This is a genomic window from Acidovorax sp. HMWF018 (genome assembly GCF_003061035.1).
Taxonomy (GTDB): Bacteria; Pseudomonadota; Gammaproteobacteria; order Burkholderiales; family Burkholderiaceae_C; genus Acidovorax; species Acidovorax delafieldii.
In genome coordinates this window covers 1-14,281 of sequence record NZ_QAIM01000030.1, presented here as the reverse complement: position 1 = coordinate 14,281, position 14,281 = coordinate 1, and the positions used below count along the sequence as shown (strand labels likewise).

Below are 14,281 nucleotides of genomic sequence, written 5' to 3'. Positions count from 1 at the left end.
CTCTTCGCGCAGACGCGGAAGCACTGACCGCGTCTGCTCCTGCACCACTGTGGCGATTGCTTCGCGCAAGCGCTGGTCCAGCACTACATCCACGCGCTGCATGACGCGGTGCACCATGTACTCCTCCATCCCATCTGGCAAGGCGCGGGCCGCAACGGGCGCAGCCCCTGGCTTTGGGCCAGCAGGGGTGGCAGCATGAACCGCCGGGCGAGGTTGGACATGGGATAACGTAGAACGTGATGCCGGGGGAGCGGCCACAGGGATTGGCGCAGCCACCGGAGAGGCCACAGGACGCTCTGTGGCGGGGGGCGCAGCGACCTGCGCCGCACCAGCCGGTCGCGCAGTGGGCAATGCAGGCCTGGCCAACGCCACAGACTGCGACGGCGACAGGACGGTGGTGCGGACCGCCGGATTTGAAGCCCCCGGCGCGAGGGGCGCCACGCCAGGCACCTGCACCACTTCGGTGAGCGTGGGTACAAACCGCGGAGGGGTTTTGGGTGGGAGCGCCATCAGCCCGCTTTCAACACCAGATCATGGCGGGTAATGGCGTAGCCCCGGGACGCGTAGTGGCGCCAGCGCGCACGTGCCTGGGCGCGGTCGGTTTCGTCCTGGGCGCTCACCACTTCGACCAGACGGTCAAACCGGCCAAAACCTTCCGGGACTTCCGCATTCAGGTTCAACAGCACTTCGTGATGCGGTGCCAGACGTGCATCCTGCGCCAGCAACACCGGAGAGGCCTGAACCAGCTCCTCGTCCGAGTCGGCGTGGCAATGGGCCACAAAGTCCTGGGGGGCCAACAACCAGAGCATGCGGTCCAGCGCCTGAAGCGCATCCGCAGGCGCGGCAATGACCAAACGAGCCCCGCTGCGCTGCACCTTGCGCGCAAACCGGCATGCGTAGGCCAGCTTGTCGGGTGCGTTGAAGTGAAAGGCTACCTCGGTCATGACGCGTCACGCAGCCTTGGTGCTGGAGGACCGCTTGGCGGCTGGCTTGCCCACAGCTCCAGCAGCGGCCGTCCTGGTCACGGAGCGTGACGCGGACTTGGGTGCCTTGGCTTGTCGGACCTGCGACCTGGACTGCTCCAGCACATAGTGCACCAGCAGGCCGACCGGGCGTCCTGTGGAACCCTTGGCCGCGCCTCCCTTCCAGGCAGTGCCCGCAATGTCCAAGTGAGCCCAGGGCATGTCGCCGACGAACTTCTGCAAGAACTTGGCAGCGGTGATGGAGCCACCCGCACGGCCCGCCACGTTGCCCATATCGGCAAAGTTGGTCTTGAGGCCGTCTGCATAGTCATCGTCCAGCGGCATGCGCCAGCAGAGGTCTTGCGCGGCCTCACCAGCTGCCTGCAAGGACTCCGCCAGACCGTCGTTATTGGCAAACAAACCACTGCGTACGCCCCCCAAAGCGATCACGCAGGCGCCGGTCAGCGTCGCAATATCCACCACGGCGGCAGGCTTGAATCGCGCTGCATAGGTCAACGCATCACACAACACCAGGCGCCCCTCCGCGTCGGTGTTCAAAATCTCGATGGTCTGGCCGCTCATGCTGGTGACCACATCGCCAGGTTTGACAGAACGCCCGTCCGGCATGTTTTCGCAGGCGGGAATCAGGCCCACCACATTGATGGCCGGCTGCAGTTCGCCCAGCGCGCGGAAGGTGCCCAGCACGCTGGCAGCGCCGCACATGTCGAATTTCATCTCGTCCATCTCGGGCGCGGGCTTGATCGAGATGCCGCCGGTGTCAAAGGTGATGCCCTTGCCCACCAGCACGATGGGTGCCTGGTCCTTGGCAGCGCCGTTGTAGCGCAGCTCGATGAAACGCAGGGGCTCTTCAGAGCCCTTTGCCACAGCCATGAAGGCGCCCATACCCAGACGCGCCACCTCTGCCGGGCCATGGACCTTGCACTGGATGCGTGGCAGCTTGGCCAGTGTTTTGGCTGCATCCGCCAGCAGGCTGGGGGTTGCGTGGTTGGCTGGGCGGTTGCCCCACTCCCTGGCAAACTCCACACCAGCGACCAGGGCGACCCCGCTGTCAAACCCGTCACGCGCACTGGCAGCATCCGGCACACCCACCACACAGCGGCTCAGGCTGCGTGCTTCCACCTTGGTCTTGGTGGTGGTGTAGACATAGCTCACGTCTGCCACCGCCTGCACAACCGCGCTGACAGACGCCGCCGGGGCTGCGCCGGCAAAACACAGCACCACGCGCTTGGTCAGGGGCGCCTTGATGGCACCACCCAGTGCCTGCAGCGCCTGGCGCGTTGCGCGCGCCGACCCATCGCCCAACCCCACCAGCACCACGCGGCGGGCTGCAACGGCAGGCACCTGGTACAGCTGCAGGTGTTTGCCCGCCTTGGTGGTCAGATCTCCGTTCTTGAGTGCCAAGGCCGCCAGGGCAGAAAGCGCGTCCTTGCCCGGCTTGAAGCCCTCGGGAAGCAGGACGATCAGCAGGTCGCATTTCTCCGAGGCTGCCGCAGCAAGTTCAAGGGTCTTGAGATCAAAGTTCATAATTGGTGTTTTCCTTCCAGCCAATGTTATTCGATTCATCCATCCGCAAGGAGCTGGCGCGCAGCTTCGGCGCGACCCTTGTGGTGCTGGTGACCGTGGTCATGACCATGATGCTCATCCGCACGCTGGGCCAGGCCTCCAAGGGCAGTGTCAGCCCGTCCGACGTGATGCTCGTCATGGGTTTCACCGTCTTGGGGCAATTGCCCACCATTCTCAGCCTCAGTCTGTTCATTGCGGTGGTCGGCACGCTGTCGCGCATGTACCGCGACAGCGAAATGGTGATCTGGTTCGCCAGCGGGCGCGGCCTGATCAGTCTGGTGCGACCCCTGCTGCGCTTTGCCTGGCCGGTGATGGTGGTGATTGCCGTACTGTCGCTGCTGGTGTGGCCCTGGGCCAACTCCCAGATCCAGGAGCTCAAGACCCGCTACGAGCAGCGCAGCGACATCGACCGCATTGCACCGGGCGAGTTCCAGGAGTCGTCCAACGGCAGCCGGGTGTTCTTCATCGACAAGGACACCCCAGACACGCAGGCCGCCAACAACGTCTTCATTGCCGCCAATGACGGCAAACGCGAATCCGTCACCTCCGCCCGCAGCGCCCGGCTGGAGACCCAGGGCGGTGAACGCATGGCCCTGCTGAGCGACGGTCAGCGCCTGGAGACCTCGCGGGACAAGCCCGGCGTGAAGATCAGCGAGTTCAGCCTGTACGGCACCCGCATCGGTAGTGCGGCCCCAGGTGCGGCGGAAGAACTGGCGGTGAAGACACGCACGACCTACGACCTCGTGATGCGGCCGCTGCCGGCCTACCGCGCCGAGCTGGGCTGGCGGCTGGGCCTGGCACTGGCCGCGCTCAACTTTGTGCTGCTGGGTCTGGCTGTGGCCAGCGTCAACCCACGCGCAGCGCGCAGCACGAGTATGGTGTTTGCGCTGTTTGCTTTCATCGTTTATTACAACCTCATGACCCTGGGCCAGAGCTGGGTGGGCGCGGACCGGCTGGGCCTGACCAGTTTCATGGTGCTGCTGCACGGTGGCATGCTGGCGGCCTCACTGCTGGTGCTTGCTGTCCGACACAACCAATGGACGATGGGCCGGCTATGGCAGTCCCTGCGCACCGGAGGGCAGTCCGCATGAAAACCATCCGCCGCCTGATTCACCGTGAGGCGCTGGGCGCCGTCACCTTCGTCACTGTGGGCTTTCTGGCCCTGTTCTTCTTTTTTGACCTGGTGGATGAGCTCCGCTGGGTGGGCCGTGCGGGGGAGGATGGCTACCAGCTATCGCACGCGCTGCTGTTTGTGGTGCTCAGCATTCCCAGCCACCTGTATGAACTGCTGCCCATCACCGTACTGATCGGCACCATCTTCGTGATGGCGCGCCTGGCTCAAAGCTCGGAGTTCACCATCATGCGCACCAGCGGCATGGGCCCCTGGCGGGCGCTGCGCACCCTGCTCACGCTGGGTGGCGTCTTCGTGCTGCTGACCTTTGCTGTCGGTGACTACCTGGCCCCCCTGACGGACCGCACCGCCCAGCTCATCAAGGTGCGCTACCTGGGGCGGCTGACAGCTGGGGCCACGGGCGCATGGCTCAAAGAGCGGCAGGAAGACCACTCCTTTGCCGTCAACGTGCGCGCGCTCACCCCCAATGGCGGCATGCTGGACGTGCGCATCTTCGAGTTTGACGACAAGGGCCGCCTGGCGTCGCAGACGCGGGCCGCGTCAGGGCAGTTCGGCTCAGATGGAGCGTGGACCCTGGAGAAGGTGCAGCGTAGTCATTTTGAACAGCAAAGCGACAAGAACGAGGCCCGCGTGGAGCACCTGGAAAGCCCCTCCCTGCAGTGGCCGACCAAGATCAGTGCCGACATGGTGGCAGCCTCTTTGCTCAAGCCCGACCGCATGGCCACCCTGGACCTCTTTCAGTTCATCCGGCACCTGAACGCCAACGGCCAGTCCGCCCAGAAGTACGAGATCGAGTTCTGGCGCAAGGTGTTCTACCCCTTGAGCTGTCTGGTGATGGTGGTGCTGGCGCTGCCTTTTGCGTACCTGCATTTCCGCTCGGGCGGCATCGCGGGCTACGTGTTCGGCGGCGTGATGGCGGGCATCAGCTTCTTCCTGCTCAACAACGTCTTTGGCTATGCTGGCAACCTGCAAAACTGGTCGCCATGGCTGACAGCGGCGGCGCCCGGCCTGATCTACTCCCTGCTCTCGCTGGCGGCCTTTGGCTGGCTGGTGCTGAGACGCTGACACCCTGACCTCGCCCCGACCCATGACCCACGCCATCGTCCTGTTTGCCCACGGGTCCCGAGACACCCTGTGGCGCGCCCCCATGGAGGCAGTCGCAACGCGCATTGCCTCCCAAAGTCCGGACCGCCGGGCCATCTGTGCCTACCTGGAACTGTGTGAACCCGCCCTGCCGGACGCCGTCCGGCAATTGGTGGCCGATGGGGCCACCGCCGTCACAGTGGTTCCGATGTTTCTGGGCACCGGCAAACACGCCCGAGAGGATTTGCCCCTGCTGGTGCAGGAGCTGCGCACCACCCACCCCGCCGTGCAATTCCACGTCCAGGCCGCCATAGGGGAGGATCCACGCATGACGGCCTTGATGGCAGAGATCGCCTGCGAAAGCCCGCCGCTCTGAAATTTCTGGGGTGCGGTTCATTCGCTTAGACGACTGCAGCATAATGATGCAATCCTTTAGGCGATATTCGATATGAATCTGCACCAATTCCGCTTCGTTCAAGAGGCTGCGCGCCGCAACCTCAACCTGACCGAGGCCGCCAAAGCCCTGCATACCTCGCAGCCAGGCGTCTCCAAAGCCATCATCGAGCTGGAAGAAGAACTGGGCGTGGACATCTTCGCCCGGCACGGCAAACGCCTCAAGCGCATCACCGAGCCCGGCCAGCATGTGCTCAAAAGCATCGAAGTCATCATGCGCGAGGTGGGTAACCTGAAGCGCATTGGCGAGCAGTTCAGCGCGCAAGACAGCGGCACCCTCAGCATCGCCACCACCCACACCCAGGCGCGCTATGTGCTGCCGGTGCCTGTGGCCCGCCTGCGCGAGGCCTACCCCAAGGTCAACGTGAGCCTGCACCAGGCCACACCGCACGAAGTGGCCCGCATGATCATCGACGAGGTGGCCGAGATCGGCATGGCCACCGAATCCCTGGCTGACTACCCCGAACTCGTCACCCTGCCCTGCTACGAATGGCAGCACGTGCTGGTGGTGCCCAACGACCACCCTCTGGCGCAAAAGGAACGCATCGGTCTGGACGACCTCGCGCACGAAGCGCTGATCACCTACCACCCCTCATTCACCGGGCGCGGCAAGATCGACCACGCCTTCGCAGCACGCAAGCTCACGCCCCGCATCGTGCTCGAAGCCATCGACTCTGACGTGATCAAGACCTATGTGCGCCTGGGCCTGGGCATCGGCATCGTGGCCGAGATGGCCATGCGCGACGACCCGGTGGGCGACCTGGCCGTGCGCCCCGTGGGCCACCTGTTCGGGCAGAGCGTGGCCCGCGTGGCCTTCAAGCGCGGCGCCTACCTGCGCAACTTTGTCTACAAGTTTGCCGAGCTGCTCAGCGACCGCCTGAGCCGCGAGCTGATTGCCCGCGCGATGACGGGCCATGTCAACGACTACGAGCTGTGACCTCCGTCCAGCCCCAGAAGCACCCTGAACCCTTCCAGAATTTCCTCGTTTTCCACGCTGCTGCGCCATGACCTCCACCACCGCCCGCACACCCGCCTTCCCCAGCAAGCTGCCCAACGTCGGCACCACCATCTTCACCGTGATGTCGGCGCTGGCCACCGAACACAAGGCGGTGAACCTGGGCCAGGGCTTTCCTGACTTTGAATGCGCGCCCGAGCTGGTGAACGCCGTCACCGCCGCCATGCAAGCCGGCCACAACCAGTACCCGCCCATGACCGGTGTGCCCGCCCTGCGCGAAGCCGTGGCCCGCAAGATCGAGGCACTGCATGGCCGCGCCTACAACCCCAACACCGAAATCACCATCACCGCCGGTGCCACGCAGGCCATCATCACCGCCATCCTGGCCATCGTGCACGCGGGTGACGAGGTGATCGTGCTCGACCCCTGCTACGACAGCTACGTGCCGAACATCGAGCTGGCCGGTGGCAAGGCCGTGCGCGTACCGCTCACGCCCGGCACCTTCCGCCCTGACTTTGCCAAGATCAGCGCGGCCATCACGCCCCGCACCCGCGCCATTCTCATCAACAGCCCGCACAACCCCAGCGCCACCATCTGGACGGCCGAGGAAATGCGCCAGCTGGAAGACCTGCTCGCCCCCACCGACATCCTGCTCATCAGCGACGAGGTGTACGAACACATGGTGTTCGACGGTGTCGAGCACCAGAGCGCCGCGCGCTTTCCCGGCCTCGCCGCGCGTGCCTTCATCGTGTCGAGCTTTGGCAAGACCTTCCACGTCACCGGCTGGAAGGTCGGCACCGTGGCCGCCCCTGCCGCACTGACGGCCGAGTTTCGCAAAGTGCACCAGTTCAACGTGTTCACCGTCAACACGCCGGTGCAGCATGGCCTGGCGGCCTACCTGCAAGACCCCACGCCTTATCTGCAGCTGCCCGCGTTCTACCAGGCCAAGCGCGACCTGTTCCGCGAGGGCTTGGCAGGCTCGCGCTTCAAGCTGCTGCCCAGCACGGGCAGTTACTTCCAGTGCGTGGACATTTCGGCCATCAGCGATTTGAACGAGGCCGATTTCTGCCAGTGGCTCACCCGCGAGGTGGGCGTGGCGGCGATTCCACTGTCTGCGTTTTATGGCGACGGGTTTGACCAGCGTGTGGTGCGGTTCTGCTTCGCCAAGAAGGACGAGACGCTGCGCGCTGCGCTGGAGCGGCTGCGCAAGCTCTGATCCGCAGGGCCCTCCAGGGCTCTTACTTTGTCTGCCTTGCCAACCACACACCCGCAGCCGCCAGCGCCATCCCCGACAGCGCCCAGCCGCTGAGCGTCTCGCCAAACATCGCCCAGGCGATCAGCGCTGTGGTGGGCGGGGTCAGGTAGAACAGGCTGGCCACATTGACCGCGCCGCCCCGGCGGATGAGCAGGTTCAACAGGCTCACGGCCCCCAGTGAGAGCACCAGCACCAGCCAGCCCAGCGCAAACACAAACTCGCCGGTCCACGATATGGCCATGGATTCGGTGGCGTAGGCGACGGCGGCCATGGCCACCGCACAGGGCAGGTACTGGATCACGGAGCCCGTGCGCAAGTCGAACGAGGGGCAAAACCGCTTCTGGTACAGCGTGCCCGCCGTGATGCCCAGCAGCGCGACCACCGCCGGCAGCAGCATGCCCAGCAAAGCACCCGCCGGCACGGTAGCCACCTTGCCGGCCACCACCAGCGCCACGCCGGTGAAGCCCAGGGCCAGGCCCGCCCATTGGGCAGGCCGCACCTTCTCGCCCAGCAAAGCCCCGGCCACCAGGGCTGTCAGCAGCGGCTGCAACCCCACCACCAGCGCTGTAATGCCCGACGGCAGCCCGTGCCCAATGGCCATGAACACCCCGCCCAGGTACACACCGTGCACCAGCAGGCCCGACACCCCAATGTGCAGCCAGGCCCTGCCCGAAGGCGGCCACGGCGCATGCGCCACGGCAACCACCGCGAGCATGAGCACGATGACAATGGCAAACCGCAGCGCCAGAAAGGTCAGCGGCTCCACATACGGCAGCCCCAGCTTGGCGCCGATAAAGCCGGTGCTCCAGAGCGCCACAAACAGCAGGGGGACGAGGGAATCGAGCGGACTGGAAGCGCTGGGACGGAGCGGTGTGGCCTGGGTCATGGAGAACAGAAGCGTGATGCAGGGTGGGGATGATCGCAGCTTGCGAGCGCTTTTGCTGCAGGCCAATGTGAGCGTTCTCTAATGACCCGTTGGGAGAACGGACAGACCTCAAGGTGCGCCACACCTGCCGAGCGTGCTGACGCCCGAAACCGGTGCGAGAACCGGCAAACCCGCGCTACAGGCAAAACTTTGAATAGAAACGGTCTATAGCGCTTGAATATCATGCGCATACAGCTATAAATTCAATAGCAAATTGCCATACATCTTTCTGCCAGCCAGGCCTGGCGCCCGCGCATCTTGATGCGATCTTGATACCCCACACCGCACTCTTGCGCCCATCTTGATGCGGCCGTTCCTAGCATCGGTCCATGTCTCAAGGAGGACGCTATGGACTGGATATTGATGGCGGTGGGAGGCCTGCTCTGGCTGGCCGTCTATGGCTTGGCCAAGGGTTGCGCGCTGCTGCATCACCAAGCACAAGGGGGGCGGTCATGAACAGCGGCTGGATGATTCTGGCGGCCGTGCTGGCTGCTGCGCTTTTGGTGTACCTGATCGCCGTGCTGCTGCGGCCGGAGGACTTTTCATGAGCACCGGTGCCTGGCTGCAATTGGCGGTGTTTTTGGCACTGCTGCTGGCGCTGGCTTGGCCGCTGGCGCGTTACATCGACACCGTGATGGCGGGCCGCTTTGCGCTGGGACGGAGGCTGGAAGGCCCGCTGTTCCAACTGGCAGGCGTGCGGCCCGATGAAGAAACCGGCTGGCTGCGCTACGCGCTGGGCCTGCTGGTGTTCAATGGCCTGGGCTTGCTGGCGGTGTATGCGCTGCAGCGCTGGCAAGCGGTGCTGCCGCTCAACCCTCAGGGCATGGCTGCGGTGGCACCCGATTCGGCCTTCAACACCGCCATCAGCTTTGTCACCAACACCAACTGGCAAGGCTATGGCGGCGAGAGCACCATGAGCTACCTCACGCAGATGCTGGCGCTGACGGTGCAGAACTTTCTGTCTGCCGCGACGGGCTTGGTGGTGGTCATCGCGCTGGTGCGTGGCTTTTCAAGGCACTCAGCACAATCCATTGGCAATGTGTGGGCCGACCTGACCCGCGCCACGCTGTGGGTGCTGCTGCCCCTGTCGCTGGTGTTGGCCGTGGTGTTTGCAGGCCAGGGCGTGATCCAGAACCTGTCGCCCTACACGCCAGTGCAGACGCTGGAGCCCGTGCACTATGACGCGCCCAAGCTCGATGGCGCGGGCCAGCCGGTGCTGGACGCTCAGGGCGCCCCGGTGACGGAACCCGCCACGCAAGCCACGCAGACGCTGGCCATGGGCCCCGTGGCCTCGCAGTTGGCCATCAAGATGCTGGGCACCAACGGTGGCGGCTTCTTCAACGCCAACTCGGCCCACCCGTTCGAGAACCCCTCGGCCGCCAGCAACCTGCTGCAGATGCTGGCGATCTTCCTCATCCCCGCCGCGCTGTGCCTGGTGTTTGGCCGCATGGTGGGCGATGAGCGCCAGGGCTGGACGATTCTGGCCACGATGAGTCTGCTGTTTGTGGTCGCCGTGGTAGCTGCCACCGCCTTCGAGCAGCAAGGCAACCCACTGCTGGCATCGCTGGGTGTAGACCAAACTGCCAGCGCCCTGCAGGCAGGCGGCAACATGGAAGGCAAGGAAACGCGCTTTGGCATCGCCACCTCGGCCCTGTTCGCCGTCATCACCACAGCCGCCAGCTGCGGCGCGGTGATTGCGATGCACGACAGCTTCACACCCCTGGGCGGCATGGTGCCCATGGTGCTGATGCAGATGGGCGAGGTGGTGTTTGGCGGTGTCGGCTCGGGCCTGTACGGCATGCTGGTGTTCGCCATCATGGCGGTGTTCATCGCCGGGCTGATGATTGGCCGCACGCCCGAGTACCTGGGCAAGAAAATCGAGACGCATGAGATGAAGCTCGTCTCCATCACCATCCTGATCACGCCCCTGCTGGTGCTGCTGGGCACGGCCGTGGCGGTGATGAGCGAGGCAGGCCGCGCAGGCCTCTCCAACCCCAGCGCACACGGCTTCAGCCAGGTGCTGTACGCGCTGTCTTCTGCCGCCAACAACAACGGCAGCGCCTTCGCAGGCCTGTCGGCCAGCACCCCCTTCTACAACGTGCTGCTGGCCGTGGCCATGTGGCTGGGCCGCTTTGGCGTGATCGTACCGGTGCTGGCCATGGCCGGGTCCCTCGCCGCCAAGAAGCGCGCTACCGCCACCGATGGCACCTTGCCCACCCACGGCCCGCTGTTCGTGGCGCTGCTGGCTGGCGTGGTGCTGCTGGTGGGCTTGCTGAACTATGTGCCCGCCCTCGCGCTGGGCCCGGTGGTAGAGCATCTCGTGCTCACACCCCGTTAAGAAATGGCTGGGAGATTGTGATGACTCGCAAAACATTGACCCTGTTCGACCCCGCCCTGGTACGCCCCGCGCTGCTGGAGGCTTTCAAGAAGCTGGACCCGCGCGTGCAATGGCGCAACCCGGTGATGTTTGTGGTGTACGTGGGCAGCGCCTTCACCACCGCGCTGGCCGCCAGCAAGCCCGAGGGCTTTACCGCTGCCGTGGCGCTGTGGCTGTGGTTCACCGTGCTGTTTGCCAACTTTGCCGAGGCCATGGCCGAAGGCCGCAGCAAGGCCCAGGCGGCCTCGCTGCGCGGCCTCAAAAAGCAGACCTGGGCCAAAAAGCTGGATGGCCAGTTTGACCGCACCACCCCACGCACGGCCATGACCTGGCTGCCGGTGGAGGCCGCCCACCTGCGCAAGGGCGACGTGGTGCTGGTGGAAGCCGGTGACACCATTCCCGCCGACGGCGAGGTGATCGACGGGGTGGCGTCGGTGGACGAAAGTGCCATCACGGGCGAATCGGCCCCGGTGATCCGCGAATCCGGCGGCGACTTCTCGGCCGTGACCGGCGGCACCCGCGTGCTGTCCGACTGGATCGTGGTGCGAGTGGCCGTGAACCCTGGCGAGACCTTTGTCGACCGCATGATCGCCATGGTGGAGAACGCCAAGCGCCACAAGACCCCCAACGAGATCGCGCTGACCATCCTGCTGGTGGCGCTGACCATCGTGTTCCTGGGCGTGGTGGTTACGCTGCTGCCGTTCTCGCTGTTCAGCGTGCAGGCCAGCGGCGCGGGCGAGCCTGTGAGCCTGGTGGTGCTGGTGGCGCTGCTGGTGTGCCTGATCCCCACCACCATTGCAGGCTTGCTCAGCGCCATTGGCGTGGCGGGCATGAGCCGCATGATGCAGGCCAATGTGATCGCCACCTCGGGCCGCGCGGTGGAGGCTGCGGGCGATGTGGACGTGCTGCTGCTGGACAAGACCGGCACCATCACCCTGGGCAACCGGCAAGCCAGCCAGTTCGTGTCTGCGCCCGGGGTGACTGATGCCGCATTGGCCGATGCCGCCCAGCTCGCATCGCTGGCCGACGAAACCCCCGAAGGCCGCAGCATCGTGGTGCTGGCCAAGCAGAAGTTCAACCTGCGTGAGCGTGATCTCTCCAGCCTGCAGGCGGTGTTTGTGCCGTTCACGGCGCAAACCCGCATGAGTGGTGTAGACCTGCCCGGCGCCCGCCTGCTGCGCAAGGGCGCGGCCGACGCCATCCGCAAGCATGTGGAAGCCCTGGGCGGGCGCTTCCCCACCGCCGTGCAGACGGCGGTGGACGATGTATCGCGCCGTGGCAGCACCCCGCTGGTTGTGGCCGACGGCGCCCACGTGCTGGGCGTGGTGGAGCTCAAAGACGTAGTCAAGGGCGGCATCAAGGAGCGCTTTGCCGAGCTGCGCCGCATGGGTATCAAGACCGTAATGGTGACCGGCGACAACCGCCTGACGGCCGCCGCCATTGCCGCCGAAGCGGGTGTGGACGACTTCCTGGCCGAGGCCACACCCGAGGCCAAGCTGCAGCTCATCCGCAGCTACCAGGCCAATGGCCAGCTGGTGGCCATGACCGGCGACGGCACCAACGATGCGCCCGCCCTGGCCCAGGCCGACGTGGCCGTGGCCATGAACACCGGCACCCAGGCCGCCAAGGAGGCGGGCAACATGGTGGACCTGGACAGCAACCCCACCAAGCTCATCGAGATCGTGGAGACCGGCAAGCAGATGCTGATGACACGCGGCTCGCTCACCACCTTCAGCATTGCCAACGACATTGCCAAGTACTTCGCCATCATCCCTGCGGCGTTTGTCACCACCTACCCGCAGCTGTCGGCGCTGAATTTCATGCACCTGGCCAGCCCCTCGTCGGCCATCCTGTCCGCCGTGGTGTTCAACGCGCTGATCATCATCTTCCTGATCCCGCTGGCCTTGAAAGGCGTGGCCTACCGCGCCGTGGGTGCCGCCGCGCTGCTGCGCCGCAACCTGGCCATTTATGGGCTGGGGGGCATGGTGGTGCCGTTCATTGGCATCAAGCTGATTGACATGGTGCTGGCGGCCGCAGGTCTGACCTGAGCTCTTCCCATTCCTAAACGCAGCTCCCCGAATCACTGACAAGGAAAATCGTATGCCTATCCGTATTCCCCGCGACGACGTGCCCGCCAGCCCAGGCGGCCTGCTGCGCCCTGCCCTCACGCTGTTCGTCGTGCTGTCCATCGTCACCGGCCTGCTCTACCCGCTGGCCGTGACCGGTGTCGCACAAACGGCCTTCCCGCACCAGGCCAACGGCAGCCTCATCACCCAGGGTGGCAAGGCAGTGGGCTCCGAGCTGATCGGCCAGTCGTTCACCGAGCCTGGCCACTTCTGGGGCCGCCCATCGGCCACAGCGCCCATGCCCTACAACGCATCGGCCTCGGGTGGCTCCAATCTGGGCCCCACCAACCCGGCGTTGACCGATACCGTCAAGGCGCGCATTGAAGCGCTCCGTGCCGCCGACCCGGGCAACACCCGCCCCGTGCCCGTGGACCTGGTCACCGCGTCGGCCAGCGGGCTGGACCCACACATCAGCCCGGCAGCCGCGGCCTACCAGAGCGAACGCGTGGCCCGTGCCAGAGGCCTGCCCGTGGGACAAGTGCAAGCCTTGGTACAGCAGCACACCGACACCCCCTGGCTGGGCCTGCTGGGCGAGCCGCGTGTGAACGTTCTGGCCTTGAATCTGGCACTCGATTCGCTATCAAATAAATAGCTATCAGCGCAATTGATACTAGCGCTTGAGGCCTATTCGACATCAAATTGGTGGATACACTGTGCCCATGCAGGATCGCCCCGACCCCGACGCGCTGCTGCAGCGCATCCAGCAAGAGCAGGCCCAGCAGCAGCGCGGGCGGCTCAAGGTGTTTTTTGGCGCCTGCGCCGGGGTGGGCAAGACCTTTGCCATGCTGTCCGCCGCCCGGGCGGCGCAGGCGCAGGGCCTGCCCGTCACCATCGGCGTGGTCGAAACGCATGGCCGCACCGACACCGAGGCGCTGACCGCACACCTGCCGCGCCTGCCGCTGCGCGCCCTGCCCTACAAAGACCGCACCCTGCCCGAGTTTGACCTGGACGCCGCCCTGGCCTGGAGCGCTGCGAACCCCGAGGGCCTGGTGCTGCTGGACGAGCTGGCCCACAGCAACGTGGCCGGATCGCGCCACCCCAAGCGCTGGCAAGACGCCGAAGAGCTGCTGGCCGCAGGCATCGACGTGTGGTCCACCATGAACGTGCAGCACCTGGAGAGCCTGAACGACATCGTCAGCGGTATCACCGGCATCCGCGTGTGGGAGACGGTGCCCGACCAGTTTTTTGACGCCGCCGACGAAGTGGTGGTGGTCGACCTGCCGCCCGACGAACTGCTGGCACGCCTGAAAGCCGGCAAGGTCTACTTGCCCCAGCAGGCAGAGCGTGCCGCTGCCAACTTCTTTCGCAAAGGCAACTTGCTGGCCCTGCGTGAGCTGGCCCTGCGCCGCACCGCCGACCGCGTGGACGACGAAATGCGCGCCTACCGCCGCGCCAGCACCACCACGCCAGAGGCCGTGTGGCCCAACCG

12 protein-coding genes and 1 pseudogene are annotated in these 14,281 nt (G+C 65.4%); 10 read left to right on the top strand and 3 right to left on the bottom strand.

Annotated elements, in window-relative coordinates:
• Positions 1-509: 509 nt before the first annotated feature.
• Positions 510-944 (bottom strand): DNA polymerase III subunit chi, encoded by a 435-nt coding sequence (locus tag DBR23_RS00825; RefSeq protein ID WP_099730131.1) that lies wholly within the window; start codon positions 942-944, stop codon positions 510-512.
• A gap of 6 nt (positions 945-950) precedes the next feature.
• On the bottom strand, positions 951-2,507 hold the full coding sequence (locus tag DBR23_RS00820) for a leucyl aminopeptidase (protein WP_108496996.1): 1,557 nt from the start codon (positions 2,505-2,507) through the stop codon (positions 951-953).
• A gap of 23 nt (positions 2,508-2,530) precedes the next feature.
• On the opposite strand from DBR23_RS00820, the gene lptF reads away from it, so the two are divergent.
• The 5 genes from lptF to DBR23_RS00795 all read left to right on the top strand — a co-directional run bounded on the left by lptF (position 2,531) and on the right by DBR23_RS00795 (position 7,385).
• Positions 2,531-3,637 (top strand): LPS export ABC transporter permease LptF, encoded by a 1,107-nt coding sequence (lptF, locus tag DBR23_RS00815; RefSeq protein WP_108496997.1) that lies wholly within the window; start codon positions 2,531-2,533, stop codon positions 3,635-3,637.
• On the top strand, positions 3,634-4,743 hold the full coding sequence (gene lptG / locus DBR23_RS00810; RefSeq protein ID WP_056062363.1) for an LPS export ABC transporter permease LptG: 1,110 nt from the start codon (positions 3,634-3,636) through the stop codon (positions 4,741-4,743). The genes lptF and lptG overlap by 4 nt, the downstream gene beginning before the upstream one ends.
• 22 nt (positions 4,744-4,765) lie before the next feature.
• On the top strand, positions 4,766-5,137 hold the full coding sequence (locus DBR23_RS00805) for a sirohydrochlorin chelatase (RefSeq protein ID WP_108496995.1): 372 nt from the start codon (positions 4,766-4,768) through the stop codon (positions 5,135-5,137).
• A gap of 72 nt (positions 5,138-5,209) precedes the next feature.
• Positions 5,210-6,151 (top strand): CysB family HTH-type transcriptional regulator, encoded by a 942-nt coding sequence (locus DBR23_RS00800; protein ID WP_056062356.1) that lies wholly within the window; start codon positions 5,210-5,212, stop codon positions 6,149-6,151.
• A 67-nt stretch (positions 6,152-6,218) separates the two neighbouring features.
• The gene (locus DBR23_RS00795) at positions 6,219-7,385 is read left to right on the top strand and encodes a pyridoxal phosphate-dependent aminotransferase (RefSeq protein WP_108496994.1); all 1,167 of its coding nucleotides are present in this window, start codon (positions 6,219-6,221) and stop codon (positions 7,383-7,385) included.
• Between the two features lie 22 nt (positions 7,386-7,407).
• Here the strand turns inward: DBR23_RS00795 and DBR23_RS00790 are convergent, their stop codons facing one another.
• Positions 7,408-8,310, bottom strand: a complete 903-nt coding sequence (locus DBR23_RS00790) for a DMT family transporter (protein ID WP_108496993.1) — start codon at positions 8,308-8,310, stop codon at positions 7,408-7,410.
• A gap of 491 nt (positions 8,311-8,801) precedes the next feature.
• Here DBR23_RS00790 and kdpF point away from each other — a divergent pair, with 491 nt between their 5' ends.
• The 5 genes and pseudogenes from kdpF to DBR23_RS00765 all read left to right on the top strand — a co-directional run.
• Entirely contained in the window at positions 8,802-8,897 is a 96-nt protein-coding gene (kdpF, locus tag DBR23_RS00785; protein ID WP_108496992.1) for a K(+)-transporting ATPase subunit F, read from the top strand.
• Positions 8,894-10,687: a potassium-transporting ATPase subunit KdpA gene (gene kdpA / locus DBR23_RS00780; RefSeq protein WP_108496991.1), complete on the top strand. Its 1,794-nt coding sequence runs from the start codon at positions 8,894-8,896 to the stop codon at positions 10,685-10,687. Before kdpF ends, kdpA begins: the two co-directional genes overlap by 4 nt.
• A gap of 20 nt (positions 10,688-10,707) precedes the next feature.
• Positions 10,708-12,774 (top strand): potassium-transporting ATPase subunit KdpB, encoded by a 2,067-nt coding sequence (kdpB, locus tag DBR23_RS00775; protein ID WP_108496990.1) that lies wholly within the window; start codon positions 10,708-10,710, stop codon positions 12,772-12,774.
• 52 nt (positions 12,775-12,826) lie between these two features.
• Positions 12,827-13,444, top strand: coding sequence for a potassium-transporting ATPase subunit KdpC (gene kdpC, locus DBR23_RS00770; RefSeq protein WP_108496989.1), 618 nt, complete (start codon positions 12,827-12,829; stop codon positions 13,442-13,444).
• A 67-nt stretch (positions 13,445-13,511) separates the two neighbouring features.
• Positions 13,512-14,281, top strand: a pseudogene (locus DBR23_RS00765) (two-component system sensor histidine kinase KdbD); the annotation flags it as partial.